General features: G+C 44.4%; 16 protein-coding genes. All 16 read left to right on the forward strand.

All coding sequences use genetic code 11. The features are described from left to right. Window positions 1-9: 9 nt before the first annotated feature. The 16 genes from rfbA to galE all read left to right on the forward strand — a co-directional run bounded on the left by rfbA (window position 10) and on the right by galE (window position 17,913). Window positions 10-879 (forward strand): glucose-1-phosphate thymidylyltransferase RfbA, encoded by an 870-nt coding sequence (gene rfbA, locus CLM71_RS07330; protein WP_105230421.1) that lies wholly within the window; start codon window positions 10-12, stop codon window positions 877-879. A 1-nt stretch (window position 880) separates the two neighbouring features. Next, window positions 881-1,417 (forward strand): dTDP-4-dehydrorhamnose 3,5-epimerase, encoded by a 537-nt coding sequence (gene rfbC, locus CLM71_RS07335; RefSeq protein WP_105230422.1) that lies wholly within the window; start codon window positions 881-883, stop codon window positions 1,415-1,417. Next, a complete protein-coding gene (gene rfbD, locus CLM71_RS07340) occupies window positions 1,414-2,277 on the forward strand; it encodes a dTDP-4-dehydrorhamnose reductase (protein ID WP_105230423.1) in 864 nt (287 codons plus the stop codon). Before rfbC ends, rfbD begins: the two co-directional genes overlap by 4 nt. Window positions 2,278-2,308: 31 nt before the next feature. Continuing rightward, window positions 2,309-3,181, forward strand: a complete 873-nt coding sequence (locus CLM71_RS07345; RefSeq protein WP_105230424.1) for a glycosyltransferase — start codon at window positions 2,309-2,311, stop codon at window positions 3,179-3,181. Between the two features lie 121 nt (window positions 3,182-3,302). Next, the gene (locus CLM71_RS07350) at window positions 3,303-4,493 is read left to right on the forward strand and encodes an O-antigen ligase (protein WP_105230425.1); all 1,191 of its coding nucleotides are present in this window, start codon (window positions 3,303-3,305) and stop codon (window positions 4,491-4,493) included. A 46-nt stretch (window positions 4,494-4,539) separates the two neighbouring features. Then, window positions 4,540-5,388: a glycosyltransferase gene (locus CLM71_RS07355; protein WP_234008626.1), complete on the forward strand. Its 849-nt coding sequence runs from the start codon at window positions 4,540-4,542 to the stop codon at window positions 5,386-5,388. 14 nt (window positions 5,389-5,402) lie between these two features. Beyond that, entirely contained in the window at window positions 5,403-5,987 is a 585-nt protein-coding gene (locus CLM71_RS07360; protein WP_105230427.1) for a phosphoribosyltransferase, read from the forward strand. Beyond that, entirely contained in the window at window positions 5,984-6,595 is a 612-nt protein-coding gene (locus CLM71_RS07365) for a haloacid dehalogenase-like hydrolase (protein ID WP_105230428.1), read from the forward strand. Before CLM71_RS07360 ends, CLM71_RS07365 begins: the two co-directional genes overlap by 4 nt. Before the next feature lie 188 nt (window positions 6,596-6,783). Then, window positions 6,784-8,265 (forward strand): MOP flippase family protein, encoded by a 1,482-nt coding sequence (locus CLM71_RS07370; protein WP_105230429.1) that lies wholly within the window; start codon window positions 6,784-6,786, stop codon window positions 8,263-8,265. Window positions 8,266-8,267: 2 nt separating this feature from the next. Beyond that, a complete protein-coding gene (locus CLM71_RS07375) occupies window positions 8,268-9,224 on the forward strand; it encodes a polysaccharide pyruvyl transferase family protein (RefSeq protein WP_105230430.1) in 957 nt (318 codons plus the stop codon). Next, on the forward strand, window positions 9,221-10,204 hold the full coding sequence (locus CLM71_RS07380; protein WP_105230431.1) for a glycosyltransferase: 984 nt from the start codon (window positions 9,221-9,223) through the stop codon (window positions 10,202-10,204). The genes CLM71_RS07375 and CLM71_RS07380 overlap by 4 nt, the downstream gene beginning before the upstream one ends. A gap of 121 nt (window positions 10,205-10,325) precedes the next feature. Then, window positions 10,326-11,822 carry a hypothetical protein gene (locus tag CLM71_RS07385; RefSeq protein WP_105230432.1) on the forward strand — a complete coding sequence of 499 codons (1,497 nt, stop codon included), beginning with the start codon at window positions 10,326-10,328 and terminating at the stop codon, window positions 11,820-11,822. A 447-nt stretch (window positions 11,823-12,269) separates the two neighbouring features. Beyond that, a complete protein-coding gene (locus tag CLM71_RS07390; RefSeq protein WP_370446977.1) occupies window positions 12,270-13,931 on the forward strand; it encodes a type I secretion system permease/ATPase in 1,662 nt (553 codons plus the stop codon). Window positions 13,932-13,979: 48 nt separating this feature from the next. Beyond that, the gene (locus CLM71_RS07395; RefSeq protein ID WP_105230434.1) at window positions 13,980-15,311 is read left to right on the forward strand and encodes an HlyD family type I secretion periplasmic adaptor subunit; all 1,332 of its coding nucleotides are present in this window, start codon (window positions 13,980-13,982) and stop codon (window positions 15,309-15,311) included. 59 nt (window positions 15,312-15,370) lie between these two features. After that, entirely contained in the window at window positions 15,371-16,690 is a 1,320-nt protein-coding gene (locus CLM71_RS07400) for a TolC family outer membrane protein (RefSeq protein ID WP_370446999.1), read from the forward strand. Window positions 16,691-16,896: 206 nt separating this feature from the next. After that, window positions 16,897-17,913, forward strand: coding sequence for a UDP-glucose 4-epimerase GalE (gene galE, locus CLM71_RS07405; protein ID WP_105230436.1), 1,017 nt, complete (start codon window positions 16,897-16,899; stop codon window positions 17,911-17,913). Window positions 17,914-18,148: the final 235 nt, after the last annotated feature.

Consider the following 18,148-nt stretch of genomic DNA (forward strand, 5'->3'; position numbering starts at 1 on the left):
AGTTTCATTATGAAAGGTATTGTCTTAGCGGGTGGCTCTGGCACACGTTTATATCCAATTACTCGCGGTGTTTCAAAACAACTGCTGCCTATCTATGATAAGCCAATGGTGTATTATCCGATCTCCGTGCTGATGCTGGCTGGGATTCGCGATATCCTGATTATTTCCACACCAGAAGATATGCCTTCCTTCCAGCGCCTGCTGGGTGACGGCAGCCGCTTTGGTATTAATCTGAGCTATGAAATTCAGCCAAGTCCAGACGGCCTGGCACAGGCGTTCCTGATTGGCGAAGAGTTTATCAATGGCGATCGCTGCGCGCTGGTATTGGGCGATAATATCTACTTTGGCCAGAGTTTTGGTGCCAAATTGGAAAGTGTCGTTGCGCGTAATGAAGGTGCTACGGTATTCGGCTATCAGGTTATGGACCCAGAGCGCTTTGGTGTCGTTGAATTTGACGATCGGTTCCGTGCGCTGTCGCTGGAAGAAAAACCATCGGTGCCAAAATCCAACTGGGCGGTGACCGGCCTCTATTTCTATGACGAAAACGTTGTTGAAATGGCGAAGCAGGTAAAACCTTCTTCACGCGGTGAACTGGAAATCACCACGCTGAACCAGATGTACCTGGATCAGGGCAAGCTGAACGTTGAGCTGCTGGGCCGTGGTTTTGCCTGGCTGGATACCGGTACCCACGACAGCCTGATCGAGGCGTCGCAGTTTATCCACACCATTGAAAAGCGTCAGGGCTTCAAAGTGGCGTGTCTGGAAGAGATTGCTTTCCGCAAGGGCTGGCTGTCACGTGAGCAGGTAGCCGATGAGGCTAAGCTCCTGAGTAAAACGCTGTATGGGCAATATCTCGCACATATCATCCGGGAGAAATAACATGCAAGTAACTGATAGCAAAATTAGCGGCGTCAAAATTATTCAACCTAAGGTGTTTGGCGACGCGCGCGGTTTTTTCCTGGAAACTTTCGAGAAAAAACGCTACCAGGAAATGCTGAATATCGACCTTGATTTTGTGCAGGATAACCATTCGCGTTCTGCCAAGGGCGTGTTGCGAGGTTTACATTTCCAAAAGGTGAATCCTCAGGGCAAGCTGGTGCGTGTGGTACGGGGAGAAGTCTTTGATGTCGCCGTCGATATTCGTCCTGACTCGCCGACGTTCGGCCAGTGGGAAGGAGTGATCCTGTCGGAAGAGAACAAGACCCAATTTTGGGTGCCGCCAGGTTTGGCACATGGTTTTGTTGTACTGTCCGATATTGCAGATTTCGAATATAAGTGCACCGATTATTATAATCCTAGCCATGAAGGGTGTTTGTTGTGGAATGATCCTGATGTAGGAATTGAATGGCCACTTGAAAATCCGTTGCTATCTGAAAAGGACAAAGTGGGTAAACTGCTCAAGGAGTTGGTGAAATGAAAGTATTGCTAACCGGTTCGAAGGGGCAGTTGGGGAGCTGTTTTCAAGACCGTTTGCCTCAGGGGTGGGAGGTTTGGGCGACAGACTCAGAGCAACTGGATATCACTGACGGTGTGAAAGTCCACGAGGCTGTATTACGTTTTAAGCCCGATGTTATTGTGAATGCAGCAGCTTATACCGCTGTTGATAAAGCCGAATCTGAACATGAGCTGGCGGCTTTAATTAACGAGATTGGGCCGTGTAATCTGGCTTTGGCGGCAAAAGAGGCTGGGGCGCGTTTAATTCACGTATCTACTGATTATGTCTTTGATGGTTCGGCAAAGACACCCTATGTTGAAAGTGCGGCAACCAACCCTCTTGGTGTTTATGGCAAAACCAAGTTAGCAGGTGAACAGGCCGTGATAGCTGCTCTACCGGACGCAATTATCATTCGTACGGCTTGGGTCTATAGCGAGTACGGAAATAACTTTGTTAAGACCATGCTGCGTTTGGGTCAGGAACGGGACTCCTTGGGGGTTGTTTCAGATCAATATGGTTGCCCTACTTACGCGGGGGATATTGCTGCCGCAATTATTGAGCTTTTAAAGAATAATGTTAAAGGTGGTATTTACCATTATTGTGGTTCAGAGGATATGAGTTGGTTTGACTTTGCCAAGAAAATTTTCGAATTGGCTAGTGAAACTCAGCTTCTAAATAAAAATGTCATTGTTAATAGTATAGGCACAAAAGATTTTAAAACTTTAGCTGCAAGGCCCCAATATTCTGTCTTATCAAATGAAAAGATTGGTAAGGTTGGCGTGCATGGAGTTAGTTTATCCACAAGTCTCATATTCGTTTTGCATAGAATCAAAAATAAATGACAGTTAAGATATTTGTTATTGAGAGGGATGTATGAGCGTCAACATTAACGTTGAAAATTTTGAAAATGATTTGCCCAAGGTAAGTGTTTATATTTCAACCTTCAATAGACTTGAGCGATTGAAGAGGGCAATTAGCTCGGTTAAGGCTCAAGACTACGCCAATATAGAACTCCTCGTTTGTGATGATGCATCTACGGATGGAACACAGGATTTTATGAATGACCTAGTGAAAAATGATACTAGTGTCATTTATTTGCGTAACGAGAGTAATAAAGGAGCTTGTGCGACAAGGAATCTTGGGATATTCCGTGCAACAGGAAAGTTTATTACCGGATTAGATGATGATGATGAATTCTCTCCCGATCGTATCAGTTACTTGGTTAACCGTTGGAAAAATAAATATTCTTTTATCTGTTGTGATTTTATAGAGCAATTTTCTGATGGGAAACAGAAAGCATTCTATAATAAAAATGAAGACACCTACTTTGCCGATTACAAAGCAATGCTATTTGACAATGTTGCATCTAATCAGATATTTACATTGACGTCTCGTTTAAGAGATATAGGTGGCTTTAATCCTGAAGTGAGACGTTTGCAGGATTGGGATACTTGGCTACGATTATCCTTCAGATACGGTGGTTTTTTACGAACTAAAGAAAAGAAATATGTTATGCACCACGATCATGGTATTAATGATGAAAGGGTGTCGAAAAGTTACCCATTAAGTCATGCGTTGACAGACTTATTGTCTAGGAATAACCATATGTATCAAGGTAATGATAATAGATATATGCACTTTCTTATTGATATGAGTAATAAGAAAGCATCTTTACCACGTGCTGCCTATTGGAGTTTAATTAAACTAAACCCCAAGTTTATTGTTAAGAAATTGATAAACAGATAAGACAGTGCTAATTGCATAAAAAAATGTTATGATATGTTGTTATATATTGAATCATCTATTATTGACGTTTGATTGTTAACCAACATAGAGCATTTTTTTTAGTTAAACGAAGATGGCAAATATGTCTAAAATAAACTCTAGTTTTTTTATTAAATCTACAATATATCTACTTATTTTACGTAGCCCATTAATTATAGTTTCGATCATATTTTATCTTTTTACTCAAAAGAAAATATTTGCCAGATTTGCAATCGCCATTGTGCCTTATTTGATTTTCTTAGTTGCTGCTGCATTGTACTCAATGCAGATGAATAATAATATAGGTAATATATTTGGGCATGCGCGAGATATTTTGCTTGCAGCTATTGTTGCCCTTTTTCTCATCGAGTGCGGTCGTTATAGTATTTCCAATAGAGAGATAATTTATAACTCGCTAAAGATATGTTTATCATTCATTGGGGCTGCAAAGATATTTATTCTCGTCTTTGCTGTTGTTACAGGGATTAGTGCCTTAGATATCATCACTTGGATTCGTGATGCGTGGGATATAAGCATGATGAAGTTGGGGGTAGGAGATACCTTCCTAACCCGCCTTCAAATACCGATGGATTCGGTAGTGCCCATTATGCTTTATTTTATAACTAAAGATTTGATCTTGGGTCGGGGTGGTGCGGCAACGAAATACATCTTTATTTTGTTGATAATATCACTTGCGTTGACCTTATCTCGTGCTTTTTGGGCGCAGGGTGTATTCTTTATCGGGTTGGCAGTTTTGCTTGAGGCGAGCTTCTCCAAGATAGTTAAAATATCCGTGCTTACCATGATCGTTATTGGTATTGTTCTCTTCTTTACCCCTGTAGGGGATGTGATATTTACGCTTATCGATTCTCGTTTGAACAATAGCAAAATAAACTCTGCTTCAGACCAAGAGCGTATATTCCAGAATCGTGCCTTATTTAATGCTATATCTACGCACCCGCTGTTGGGGCATGGGATGGGATATTTTATTCCTAATGCATTGAGATCGACAACAACACCATATCTGTATGAGACACAAACACTCTCTATTGTGATGGACTTTGGTATTATTGGTGCCAGTGTATTACTTTTCCTTTTTCTGTCCGGTTGTATTATGAATGCTCTGAACGTCAATGGTGTAAAAAGTGTAAAGAATCTCTTTATGCCATTAGTCTGCTTCACTGTTTGGTTACTTTCTGGTTCTGTCAATCCGTTTCTATTCGGTGCGTCTGGAGGGATCATTATTTTCTTATTTACAAGATTTCATTTTATTGATGACTTTCATAGAGATTAATTAACAACATACTATATGTCATAAGGTGCTGGTTTTAGAATGATAAATGGAAAATATTATGAGTAATAAGTGTCTTGTTATTGTCGTGACATATAATAGTGAAAAACATATTCAGTGGTGTGTCAGTGGGTTAGATAACATCGAGAGTGAGGTGGAAATTCGCATTGTGGATTCTGGTTCAAAGAATCCGAATTATTTAGACTCTGTGGTGTCAACAAATAAGATCAGTGTAATTAAAGAAGAAAATATTGGATTTGTCGCCGGCAATAATCGGGCTCTTTATGATATTGATGAATTTGACTGGGTACTATTCTTAAATCCAGATGCACGTATTGATAAAGAGTCGATGGAAAAACTATTGACCTTTGCTACGCAGTCTCCGCAGCATGAGTCTACAGGGATGTTTACCGTACCATTAGTACGGTACGATATAGCTAACATGAAATCGCTAAACGTTTTTGATTCTGTAGGACTTGGCTGTAACTACTATGGCCGCTGGTATGACATTAAGGCGAATGAACCGGTAGTGACGTTGAGCGAGGAGTTTACTTCTGTTGAAGGCATTTGCGGCGCTTTTATGCTTACGAGGACATCGGCTCTAAAAAAGTGCTTGGATTCTACCGGTGGTATGGGATTTGAGCGTTCCTATTATATGTATAAAGAGGATGTTGAAATCTCTCAACGCTTTATAAGGTCGGGGTGGGACTTGATTGTTTACAATGCTTGTACTGCCTATCATTGCCGAGGGTGGAATTCTTCACGGAAAGCTGTTCCTTATTGGGCGCGATGGCATTCGGCAGTTAACGATGTAGATGTTGCAAGGAAGTATAAGTGGCGTGCATTACCTATGACATTAGGCAAGCTGGTTTGGGTTAAATATTTTGAAAAAAAATAGATTGTGAGGTTTTAATGAAAGTTATTACGGTGTTAAACTCCGACTTTGATAACCTATGTTTTCAGCTTGCTGACAAAATCAATTCTGGTTATTCGCCAGACTTAATTGTTGGTGTGGCAACCGGCGGTGAATTTGTTGCTAAAAAAATCGCTGAACGCTTGAATGTTCCAACATTAATAATTAAACGCCAGCGTGGCGCCACAAAATACAAGACTAAGTTTAAAATATCAAAGTTGCTTCCTTTACTTCCTGAGTTTATTAACAATAAACTCAGAGTCTTTGAGGTAAAGTATAATGAGTGGGTATTCAACAAAAAAGGTCGAGTTGTTAACTCTGGTAAAGTTATTTTCAAAGAAGGTGATGCTGAGCAGTTAAAAAAAAGTAAAAATATTATTTTAGTTGATGATTCAGTTGACAGCGGTGGTACTTTTGTCGATTGCATTAACTTCTTGAATAATCATTGTAAACAAGAAACGGTTATCAAAACAGCTGCATTGAATGTGACATTCTCAGATCCGGTAGTAAAACCTGATTTTTGCATGTATGAAGAAATTCTGCTGCGTTGTCCGTGGGCAAATGATGTGGCTGTGAAAAAATGAAATATATTGCCTATGACCTCGATGGAACTTTAATTAAATTTAACACATTCAAAGTCTGGGTTATCTTATCGTTTATACTTTCCTTGATTTTTTTCAGAATACCCTTCCTGAAGAAATTTATCGGGCTGGTAAAGTCAAGGAAGCAAGGCGATTTGGACCGACTCGGGTTTAAAATTTCTTTGCTAGCACTCCAGGTTAACTCTACTTTTTGGAGTAAAGTAGGCAGTGTGTATGGGGGGTGTCTGGCAAAGTATTTTCTTCGAAAAGATTTGCTGGCATTGCACAAAAGTGCAGAACGTTGCCTTGCAACGGCTGCGCCGGATATATATGCCATTCCATTTTCTAAAAAGTTGGGGCTATTTAAGACTGTTATATGTTCTCATTTTGTTTCCGATAGTGGTGATTATATCGAGACTTTGAATGAGGAGAAAAAAAATGCAGTGTTGAATGATTTCTCTTCCCATCCGGATATTTTATTTACCGACCATTATGATGATCTGCCATTGATTCAGATGTGTAAGTTCTCTTATTTGGTTTCACCTGATAAATCGTCAAAAGAAAAGTTCATCAGGGTATTATCCGTAGATGCTTATAAAATAATTGATTGATTATTCCGCCACCTCATTGTGAGGTGGCGGAATATATACTCCTGTCTTACATGCTATATAAAAGTGGTTGGTTTTATATTTGTGAGAAAATTGCAGTGTAAAAATCGCCTTGGAAAAACCAATTAGTTATATAGCATCATTTTTTGTTTTTTATTGGCAAGGTTGAGGGTTCATAGGTCGAGATAATTATGAGTCTACGAGAAAAAACGGTCAGAGGGGCTAAATGGTCAGCCATATCAACAGTGACTATTATAGGCCTCAATTTTTTACAGTTGACGCTACTGTCACATATGATAGACCGGAGCGAATTTGGTCTGTTGACGATAGCTATGGTGGTAATAACTCTGGCTGATACCATTTCAGACTTTGGTATATCTAATTCAATTATACAGAAGAAAGACATTACACAGACACAACTGACTACACTGTACTGGCTCAATGTGGGGATTGGCGTTACGGTTAGCGTGGTTGCCTTTGCCACAAGTGGTTGGATTGCCGCCTCACTGCGCGTACCAGATTTAGAGCCGCTGATTAAAATTATCTCTGTTGCTTTTCTCTTGATCCCACATGGGCAACAGTTTCGTGCATTGATGCAGAAAGAGCTTAATTTTTCAGCTATCGGTAAGATTGAGTCGTCTTCTTACCTGTTGGGATTTATTACAACTCTAACCCTGGCAACAATCTATCCATTTGCTATAGTGGCTATGTATGGCTATCTGGTTAACGCTGCCGTCAGAACGTTATTGTTTGCGTATGCCGGTCGTAATATTTATCGGCCAAGTATGAGGTTTGCTTTCTCTGAGGTGAAGTCAAATATTAAATTTGGTGCTTATCTGACAGCCGACAGTTTGGTCAACTTTGTCAATACAAACGTATCTACTGCAATATTGGCCCGTACCTTAGGTACCATTGCTACCGGGGGGTATAACCTAGCCTACAATGTTGCCGTTATGCCTCCGACAAAATTAAATCCAATCATCACTCGGGTGTTGTTTCCTGCATTTGCAAAAATTCAGGATGACAATGCTAAACTTAAAGATTCATTTTATAAGTTGATATCTCTAGTTGGCATTATTAATTTTCCGGCTTTGCTAGGGTTGATGGTGGTGGCTCATAATTTTATCCTTTTTATTTTTGGTGAACGTTGGGTGTTTATTACACCGATACTACAGATATTGTGCGTTGTCGGTCTGTTGCGTTCCATCGGCAATCCTATCGGTTCATTGTTGATGGCCAAGGCCAGGGTAGATATAAGTTTTAAATTTAATTTATTTAAAACGCTATTATTTATCCCAAGCATGTTGGTTGGCGTTAAACTTGGTGGTGTGGTAGGTGTAGCGCTAGCGTTCCTTGCTGTTCAGGTTATTAACACTTATCTGAGTTATTTTATACTCATAAAGCCTGTTTTAGGGGAAAGCTATCGCCAATATGTTGAAAGCTTGTGGTTGCCGTTTAAATTAACTGTACCAACGGTGATCGTAAGTTGGTGTGTTGGTTATTTCATGCCGGTTACTGTCTCGACGACGGTAACTTTATTCTTACAAATACTGCTTGGCCTTTTTGCTTTTGTTATAACAATTTACTTCAGTAAGGCACCGCTGATTAATGAGGTGAAGTTACAGCTAATCAAAAGTGAAAAATTACGTAAAATGTTTAGAGTGGAATGCTAAAAATGGAAAGAATGCAAGTTTTGAAAGACAATTTGTCTGTTATTGAAAAGGTGGTTCCTCGTGGTAGTGAGATTATTTATCTGGATTACCCGTTACATTTGAATGTTGGTGATTTATTAATTCTTAAGGGTGCTGAGCAGTTCTTTAAAGAAAATAACTATAAGGTTATTACGCGCCATTCAGATAACACCAGTATGCGTTTTGTTGAGAAGACGAATTCCATTCCTGAACATGTCGTTATTGTACTGCACGGCGGGGGCAATTTCGGTGATTTATACCCAGCTCACCAGCGCCTGCGCGAAGCCGTCGTGAAAAAGTTCAAGAATAATAAAGTTATCATTTTGCCACAGACTGTTCATTTCAAAGATAAGGCTAATTTGCTCAAGTCGGGTGAAATTTTCAAGCAACATCCAAATTTAACTATTTTTTGCCGCGATACCAATAGTCAGGAAATTCTCAAAGAGTATTTTTGCGATAATGTTTTCCTCTGTCCAGATATGGCACAATCGCTGTGGAATGTTTTCCCGCAGCAAAAGGGTAGTGACATTAAGAAAAAAGCGATGTGGATGATCCGTCGAGACATTGAAAAAACCGATCTGTCCGCGTTGGGGGCAAGCGCTGAGCCAAGCGAATTTATTGATTGGTATGATATCTGTACAGACGGTGACCGCCGTTTTATGAAGTTTATGCATTTGCTTGAAAAGCTTAACCGACATATTCCGGGTAATTTATTCCCTACGAATACTATGTGGTATGGCTATACTGATAAATTGGTTGAACGTGTTAACCAACGCTTTATGTCACATGAGTCAGTTATTACTTCGCGTATGCATGGGCATATTCTTTGTTGCCTGCTGAAAATGAATACTCAGCTTATTGATAACTCTTATGGGAAAAACTCCGGATATTATGAATCCTGGACGAAAGGCGTGCCTGGCTGTGAGTTGGTTAAATTATGACGAATAATCTTGTCAAGATATCTGTCGTTATACCGGTTTATAACGTCAAAAATTATGTTCAGGAAGCCGTAGACTCCATCCTTGCGCAAACTATTGCCCCGTATGAAATTATCATTGTTGATGATGGTTCAACAGATGGCTCCGGAGAACTGCTCGACGAGTGCTATGGCCATTTGGATACAGTCAAGATTGTCCATACTGAAAACCATGGCTTAGGCGAGGCAAGAAATGAGGGGAGTCGCCATGTAACCGGCGACTTCACCTACTATTTTGATTCAGATGATATTGCGGTGCCAACATTGTTGGAAACTTTCCTGAATATCTACCGTAACCATCCTGATTTGGATATATTTTGCTTCTCGGCCGATTCATTTTTTGATACGGAACCAGCGGTTAAACAACCGTTACCCCATTACGACCGTAAAATGGATAGAGTATTTCCAGATGCGATTACAGCATTTAATACAATGTCGGGTTATGGTGTTTTTTATCCAAACGCTTGGATGTATGTATTCCGCTCTCGTTTGATAACGGATAATAATATCTGGTTTGAGCCTATCATCCATGAGGATGAAGAGTTTACGCCGCGTTTATTCTTATCAGCCGGCAAGATTGCTGTATCACGTGCGTTCCTATTCAAACGCAGAGTGCGCGCCGGTTCTATAATGCAAAGTGGTCGTGGTGAGCGTAATGTAATAGGTTACATTGCGTGTATTAAAGCACAAGAGCAGCTGCGACAAAGTGTCATTAATGCTAAAGTCAAAAGGCATCTTAGCGATAGAATTGCGATAAATATCATTTCTATAATGAATATTATCAAAGATGGTCAGCTTAAATTAAGTGATGACGTGGCTAAGCAACTGAGTGAGTTGAAGGAAAGAAATAAATCAATGATGGTAACATTGTCTCACTCAAGTCCGTATGCCTATAAAATACTTTCATTCGTTAAACGCCGAATAAATAGAATTATCTATGCCTGAATGTTAAAAACTGTCCCAGTGGCGTAGGCCATTGGGATCACTTTCGATATGGACATTTTCAATGTGATGAACCTTTGGGGCAGAGATCTGATTGCTATAAGTAAATTTATGGAGAGGTAATATGAAATTGTACCCCATTTCTGCTACAAATGTGTTGAGCGCGTCCTGTCTGTGTATTGCATTAAGCTCGGCATCTGCATTTTCGGCGCCGAATACAGCAATGTATTACACCGAAATGAAGAAAACACGTGAAGACCTAAGTGATAACACGTCGCAGTATGTTTATGATAAGTTGATGCGTCGTGAACTTTCACGTGCATCGGCGACTGATGGTGTAGATTTTGGTGTGCATGGTATGGAGATTCCGGCAGTAAAATCTAATCGGGATCGGAAAAATGTCGAAAAAGCCTTTGAGCTGTTGTCGCGGGTAGGTGTCAATAGCTTGCGTAGTGCGGAAACTGCCTGGCACCGGGTTGCAGATAAAGAGGGTAATCCAACCAATTTTACTGAGGTTGATTTCCAGCTTAAAATGGCCAAAAAATATGGCATGACGCATAATTTTCTTATTGGTTACCCTCCAGCAAAGTATACGGTCGGACATAACAAATTATCGGCCGTTGCACCTCAATACTACGATAAGTACAAAAATTATCTTGATGTAACCTTAAAGCATCTGGCTGGTTATAACGTTAAATATGTCGAGTTGGGTAATGAAGTTGACGCACCGAGTGTGTGGTGGATAAACTCTACACCGGCAATGTACGTCAATGAAATGAAGATGCTCAAGCAGGCAATACAAAAATCAGGGCAAAATATCAAGACAGTGGCCTTCTCCGCAACGTATTCACGCTCACCATTTAAAGGCGGGTTAAGTGGCGGGCGGCGGTTTGTTGAGAAAAGTTTTAAACTTGGCATTAATAATTATGCTGATGCTTACTCTATTCATCATTATGTTTTTGGTGCGGATGATTTGCCAGATTATATGCGCTCAATGGCGAGTAAGTATGGTGGCGGAAATAAACCTATCCTCGATACAGAACAGCTCGATACGAGTTCTGCAGGGCGCTATAAATCAAACCCGTATGACCTCGTTAAACTATTTGCGCGCGGTTATTATGTTTATGGGATGAAACGTGTTGATTACTTTATGGCAAAAGATCGTTTCATCAATAATAAACTGTATTACTTTGGCCTTTTTGATGAGCAATGGAAGCCGAAGTTAAGGCTGTTGGCATACGCGATGGCCGTTGATGCAATGAAAGGTAAACACCTGCTCTTCATGGCCAGTCCGGCGAAAGATGTGGAAGCCTATGTATTGCAAAACAATGCCAATAAATCAGGTAAAAAGTACACCATCCTGATGTGGAAAAATTCGTTTAATAATGGCAAGGCGACGCCTGTTATAGTGAAAGGAATCAAGGGCAATGTCACCATTGAGAACTGGAACCTAGACCTTGTCAACCAGACTGATGCCTCAAAGGGTATTAATTTGGATGAAAAACCTATCGCAATATATACCGATGAGAAACCGGACTGGCAGCCTGTAGATAATAAATACTTCTCTTCTAATTTGCCGACCGTCGCGGAGAGTCGTTCACCGATGCCTAGTGATAAATGAATGCATATGCATCAATATATTCATGGTTGTGACATAAACGGTATTTTTGACTGTTAATCTCTTGATAGGCAGAGTTTTTACTCTGCCTATTTTTTATTCTTTTTTCGGTTGAAACATATATAAAATGTTTTTTTATTCATCAGTTTTAGCTGTGAGACTAATCATTAAGTTGTAAATCTTTATTTTTGAAATTTTTCCTTCCTGAAACCTTGCCATATCCCAATCCCTCTACCATAGTTAATCTCAGTTCATGCGCGCTGCGTTGCCTGGTTATTTTATAACCAGGCAACGCAGCGCCGTCAGTTAAACTACCAACCATAACCGTAGTTTGTAAGAGGGATTAGTGTGACCCCAACGTTACCCTACAATGAGATAGCTGCTGTAATACGTGCGCGTAGCAAGGTATTCTGGACTCTAGGTATATTCACTGCGTTAATTAATTTATTGATGCTAGTGCCGTCCGTTTATATGTTACAGGTTTATGACCGCGCACTGCCTTCCCGTAACGAAATTACGTTATTGATGCTGACGCTGATTATGTTATCCATGTTTGGTGTAATGGCATTGCTGGAGTATGTGCGTAGCATGGTGGTCATACGTATAGGCAGCCAGTTGGATATGCAGCTGAATACGCGAATTTATACCGCAGCGTTTGAGTCTAATCTGAAAAATGGCTCCTCAGACGCAGGGCAAATGTTGAATGATTTGACCACCGTACGCCAATTTCTCACCGGCAGCGCGCTCTTCGCCTTCTTTGATGCTCCCTGGTTCCCCATCTATCTCCTCGTTATTTTCCTCTTTAATCCGTGGTTGGGTTTGTTTGCGCTGATTGGTTCGCTGCTGCTGATTGCGTTGGCCGTGATGAACGAAGTGCTGTCCCGGAAACCCTTAGGGGAGGCCAGCAAGCTGTCGATTATGTCCGGCAACCTGGCAAGCACCAACTTACGCAACGCCGAGGTGATTGAAGCTCTCGGGATGTTACCGAATCTGAAGCGCCGCTGGTTTGGTCTGCACCAGCGTTTTCTGAATAATCAGCGTATTGCCAGTGAACGTTCGGCGCGTGTTACGTCGATCACCAAATTCGTACGTCTCTCCTTGCAGTCGCTGGTGCTTGGCCTGGGCGGCTGGCTGGCGATTGACGGGCATATCACTCCCGGCATGATGATTGCCGGTTCCATTCTGATGGGGCGAACGCTGGCACCGATTGAACAGGTGATTAACGTCTGGAAAAGTTACAGTTCAGCCAAGCTTTCTTATAACCGTCTGGTGCAGCTGTTGGACGCTCATCCGCAACGCGGCGAAGGAATGTCGTTACCACGTCCGGTCGGTGAACTGTCCGTGGAGAACGTCACCGCGGCGCCTCCGGGTTCGCAGGTGCCGGCCGTGTTGCATAACGTGAGTTTTGCTCTGCAGGCGGGAGATGTGCTGGGCATCATCGGCCCGAGCGCGTCAGGAAAATCAACGCTGGCGCGTCTGTTGGTGGGAATATGGCCGGTATCTTCCGGCATTGTGCGCCTTGATGGCGCCGATATTTACCAATGGAACAAAGATGAGCTGGGGCCGCATATCGGCTATCTGCCTCAGGACATTGAACTGTTTGCCGGTACTATCGCTGAAAACATTGCCCGTTTTAATGAGGTTGATGCCGAGAAAGTCCTGGAGGCAGCCAAACTGGCCGGCGTGCATGACATGATCCTGCGTTTCCCTAAAGGGTACGATTCTATTATCGGTAATGGCGGTGCCGGACTGTCCGGCGGTCAGAAACAAAGGATCGGCCTGGCGCGGGCGCTGTATGGCGAGCCGTCATTGGTGGTGCTCGATGAACCGAACTCCAACCTGGATGATGTCGGGGAGCGAGCGCTTAACCACGCGATTCAGACGCTTCATCAGCGTAAAACCACCGTGGTGTTAATTACCCACCGTACCAATTTGCTCTCAATGACCAACAAATTGCTGTTGCTGACCAACGGCCAGGTTAATGCGTTTGGCGGCACTCAGCAGGTGATTCAGGCGCTTTCACAAGCGCAAAAATCGCCGGTGCAGCCGAATGCCCAGGCGGTCAACGGCGAACTTGAGCAAGAAAATACGGCAAAAACACAGACTCATTAAAATTGGTGTACATCCCGGCAGCGGCCGGATGTGTTTGAAGGAGTGGTAATGTCTACGCAAATTAGTGATGCAGGGAGAGCGAATAACGGCCTGCTTCCTCTGGATGAACGGCGTTACACCCGGATGGGGTGGATGGTCATTCTGATTGGGGTGGTGGGTTTTTTAGCCTGGGCAGCGCTGGCGCCGCTGGATAAAGGGGTGGCCTCTTCCGGTTCGGTGATTGTGTCCGGCAACCGTAAAACGGTACAGGCGCCGGCCAGCGGCATCATCAAAAATATTCTGGTGAGCGAAGGTGAGAAGGTCAAAGCCGGTCAGGTGCTGGTGAAGCTCAGCCAGACGCAGGTTCAGGCGCAGGTGGATTCCTTGCGCGATCAATATTACACCACGCTGGCGTCGGTAGGGCGACTGCTGGCCGAGCGCGATGGCCATGAGAACGTCACCTTCTCCCCGATACTGAAGGCGGTGCAAAAAGAGCCGCGCGTAGCAGAGATTTTGTCGCTGCAGCAGCAGCTGTTCACCTCCCGCCGTCAGGGGCTGAAAAGCGAGATCGATGGTTATAAGCAGTCGATGGACGGCATCCGCTTCCAACTGAAAGGCTCGAAGGATTCTCTGGCCAATAAAAGAATTCAGCTGTCCACCCTGCGCGAACAGATGAACAGCATGAAGTCGCTGGCGGCCGACGGCTATTTGCCGCGCAACCGCTATCTGGAAATTCAACGTCAGTTTGCCGAAGTCAACGGTGGTATTGACGAGACTCTGGGACGTATTGGTCAGTTGGAAAAACAGCTGTTGGAGTCGCAGCAAAAAATTGACCAGCGTTTGGCCGATTATCAGCGGGAAGTTAGAACGCAGCTGGCGCAGTCGCAGATGGATACCAGCGAATATCGCAACAAGCTGCAAATGGCGAACTTCGATTTGGGCAACACCGAGATCACCGCCCCGGTCACGGGCACTGTCGTGGGGCTGAATATCTTTACCCAGGGCGGCGTTGTGGCGGCGGGCGATCATCTGCTGGATGTGGTGCCAAGCCAGGCGACACTGGTGGTGGATGCCCGTCTGAAGGTAGATCTGATCGATAAAGTCTATAACGGCCTGCCGGTCGACCTGATGTTTACGGCATTTAATCAAAATAAAACGCCGAAAATCCCCGGCACGGTGACGCTGATTTCCGCAGACCGTCTGGTGGATAAAGCCAATGGCGAACCTTACTACCAGATGCGGGCAACGGTGACGCCGGAAGGGATGAAGCTGTTGAACACTGAGGAAATCAGGCCTGGTATGCCGGTGGAAGTGTTTGTGAAAACGGGTTCTCGCTCTCTGTTGAGCTATTTGTTCAAACCTATTTTGGATCGCGCTCATACTTCATTGACTGAGGAATAATTTTGATTCGATTTCCATGGAAGGTGACCGGCCTGGCGGTCGGTCCCTTATTACTGGCGATGTCTGCGCCGGCCCATGCATTGGGAATACTGGACGCCTATGCGTTAGCACTTGAGAAAGATCCGACTTATCAGGCGGCATTGAAGGAGAAACAGGCCGGAGATGAGAATGAAAAGATCGGTCGGGCAGGACTGCTGCCTCAGGTTTCACTGAGTTATCAAAATGCACCGCGTAACTGGCAGACACAAAAGTATCAGCAGTCGGATATTTTTGGTCGGGTTTCTGATGTCACCAAGCGGCAGCAGTACCGCAGTTATGCTGGCTCGGTCACCCTGACGCAGGCATTATTCGACTATGAAGCCTATGCACGTTATAAGGCTGGCATTGCGCAGACCTTGGTGTCGGATGAACGCTATCGCGGCAAGCTGTTCGATTTAGCGGTCAGGGTCATCACGGCGTACGTGGAAGTGGCGTATGCCAAGGATCAGATTGCGTTGGCGGTAGCGCAGAAAACCGCCTATCAAGAACAGCTGGCGCTCAACGATCGCCTGCTTGCTGCTGGCGAGGGGACGGTAACCGATCTGTCTGAAACCCAGGCGCGTTATAGCCTGGCGGTGGCGCAGGAGATTGAAGCGCGCGATGCGTTGGACTCTGCTCAGCGGGATTTGGAAGTGATTATCGGCGTCCCGCTGGAACAGCTGGACGGCCTGCAGATTCTAAAACCCGGCAAGTTCAACGTGGTTCCCCTGAGCCCGTCAAAGTTTGAGGACTGGCAGAAACTGGCGCTGAAAAATAATCCCGAGCTGGCGGCCTCGCGTCATGGGGTCGATGCGGCCAAGTATGACGTGGAGCGCAATCGCGCCGGCTTTATGCCGCAGGTGCAGCTGTACGCATCGCACTCGGAAAACGACTCCAGCAGCGATAACACCATTAACCAAAAATACCGTACTGATAGCATCGGTCTGCGTGTCAGCATGTCGCTTTACTCCGGCGGTGGAGTTGCTGCCTCGACGCGTCAGGCGGCGGCCCGCTATGGTCAGGCGATGTATGAGATGGATGCGCAGGTAGGTACGACGCTCAATGATTTGCGTAAGCAATATAATCTGTGTATCAGCAGTCGCGCGAAGCTGGCAGCTTACGAGCTGGCGGTGAAATCGGCCACCACCCAGGTTGAAGCTACGCGTAAAAGCGTGCTGGCCGGACAGCGCGTTAACGTGGACGTTCTGAACGCCGAGCAGCAACTGTACTCCGCCCAGCGCGATCTCGCGTCGGCAAAATATACCTACATCAAGTCCTGGATTTCGCTGTTGAGTGACTCCGGAACCTTTGATGAGAAAGACATCAAGCGCATTGCGCAATATTTCACCCATTCATCTTGACCAGTATCCGAATGGCCGGGGGACGATTGCCCGGCCACTCGGTCTTATCTGAAAACCTCTCTTTATCACCCCGGTTAGTAACACGAACGGTTATAGTAGCCACCGGTTTCAGACGTGTTTAATATCCAAAATAACCGTTGGGTGTAAAGTAGTAACGGTACACCTTCAATCTTGGCGCGGGTAAGCGCACATTTTAAGGAGCGATCATGGCAATTTTGGTTACCGGTGGGGCTGGCTATATTGGCTCGCACACGGTTTTGGCATTGCTTGAGCGTGGGGAAGAGGTTGTTGTTTTGGATAATCTGTCCAACTCATCAAAAGAATCCCTGCATCGTGTGGAGCAGTTGACCGGCAAAGCCGCAGTGTTCCATCAGGGCGATATTCTTGATGAACAATGCCTCAAGCATATCTTTGGCACTCATCAAATCACCTCCGTTATCCATTTCGCCGGTCTGAAGGCCGTTGGTGAGTCGACGCGTAAACCGTTGGAATACTATCAAAACAATGTGGCCGGTACGTTAGTGCTGCTGCAGGCGATGCGTGACGCCGGCGTACACCAGTTTATTTTCAGCTCTTCGGCTACGGTGTATGGCGCCAACTCTCCGGTTCCTTATGTGGAAACTACGCCGATCGGCGGCACTACCAGCCCTTACGGCACGTCAAAACTGATGGTTGAGCAGGTACTGCAGGATTTTGCCAAGGCTGAACCGCAGTTCTCAATCATTGCGCTGCGTTACTTCAACCCGGTCGGCGCCCATGAGTCAGGGCTGATTGGCGAAGATCCTAACGGTATCCCCAACAATCTGCTGCCTTATATCTCCCAGGTTGCCATCGGTAAGCTGGAAAAGCTGGGCGTATTCGGCGGCGATTACCCAACCAAAGACGGCACCGGCGTGCGCGATTATATCCATGTGATGGACTTAGCCGATGGCCACCTGATGGCGATGGACCATTTAAACAATATCAATGGATTCAAAGCATATAATCTGGGCGCGGGAGTGGGTTACTCGGTGCTGGAAATGGTGAAGGCGTTTGAGAAAGCCTCAGGCGTAACGATTCCTTACCAGATCCTGCCGCGTCGTGATGGCGACTTACCGGCGTTTTGGGCTGATGCCAATCTGGCGAAACGTGAGCTGGGTTGGGAGGTACAGCGTGGTATTGACGCGATGATGCGTGATACCTGGAACTGGCAGAGTAACAATCCGCAGGGCTACCACTCATAATAATTTTCAATAAGTTCAGGTATACCTGTGCGCTCCGGCCACATATCTAAAAATGTGGCCATTTTCATTAAGATGTTTCCTTACTCACATTAAAATAAATCATGCTAATTATATTAACGCTAACGCTTTGTTGGTAGGGACTCTTCTGCTTGTTTTTTGAGCGAAAATATTCAGATAAGCCTGAAAGAAAGGATAATATACAGGTGTTTTGATGGGTAAGGTGGTAGCATACGCA

It is taken from the genome of Serratia sp. MYb239 (assembly GCF_002966855.1).
Lineage (GTDB): Bacteria > Pseudomonadota > Gammaproteobacteria > Enterobacterales > Enterobacteriaceae > Serratia_B > Serratia_B rhizosphaerae.

Bases quoted from the DNA above. Each gene is read 5' to 3' on its own strand.
- CLM71_RS07350 (WP_105230425.1), top strand. From the start codon at position 3,303: ATGTCTAAAATAAACTCTAGTTTTTTTATTAAATCTACAATATATCTA.
- galE (WP_105230436.1), top strand. From the start codon at position 16,897: ATGGCAATTTTGGTTACCGGTGGGGCTGGCTATATTGGCTCGCACACG.
- CLM71_RS07370 (WP_105230429.1), top strand. From the start codon at position 6,784: ATGAGTCTACGAGAAAAAACGGTCAGAGGGGCTAAATGGTCAGCCATA.
- CLM71_RS07380 (WP_105230431.1), top strand. From the start codon at position 9,221: ATGACGAATAATCTTGTCAAGATATCTGTCGTTATACCGGTTTATAAC.
- rfbD (WP_105230423.1), top strand. From the start codon at position 1,414: ATGAAAGTATTGCTAACCGGTTCGAAGGGGCAGTTGGGGAGCTGTTTT.
- CLM71_RS07355 (WP_234008626.1), top strand. From the start codon at position 4,540: ATGGAAAATATTATGAGTAATAAGTGTCTTGTTATTGTCGTGACATAT.
- CLM71_RS07345 (WP_105230424.1), top strand. From the start codon at position 2,309: ATGAGCGTCAACATTAACGTTGAAAATTTTGAAAATGATTTGCCCAAG.
- CLM71_RS07385 (WP_105230432.1), top strand. From the start codon at position 10,326: ATGAAATTGTACCCCATTTCTGCTACAAATGTGTTGAGCGCGTCCTGT.
- rfbA (WP_105230421.1), top strand. From the start codon at position 10: ATGAAAGGTATTGTCTTAGCGGGTGGCTCTGGCACACGTTTATATCCA.
- CLM71_RS07375 (WP_105230430.1), top strand. From the start codon at position 8,268: ATGGAAAGAATGCAAGTTTTGAAAGACAATTTGTCTGTTATTGAAAAG.
- CLM71_RS07365 (WP_105230428.1), top strand. From the start codon at position 5,984: ATGAAATATATTGCCTATGACCTCGATGGAACTTTAATTAAATTTAAC.
- CLM71_RS07360 (WP_105230427.1), top strand. From the start codon at position 5,403: ATGAAAGTTATTACGGTGTTAAACTCCGACTTTGATAACCTATGTTTT.
- CLM71_RS07395 (WP_105230434.1), top strand. From the start codon at position 13,980: ATGTCTACGCAAATTAGTGATGCAGGGAGAGCGAATAACGGCCTGCTT.
- rfbC (WP_105230422.1), top strand. From the start codon at position 881: ATGCAAGTAACTGATAGCAAAATTAGCGGCGTCAAAATTATTCAACCT.
- CLM71_RS07390 (WP_370446977.1), top strand. From the start codon at position 12,270: ATGCTAGTGCCGTCCGTTTATATGTTACAGGTTTATGACCGCGCACTG.
- CLM71_RS07400 (WP_370446999.1), top strand. From the start codon at position 15,371: ATGTCTGCGCCGGCCCATGCATTGGGAATACTGGACGCCTATGCGTTA.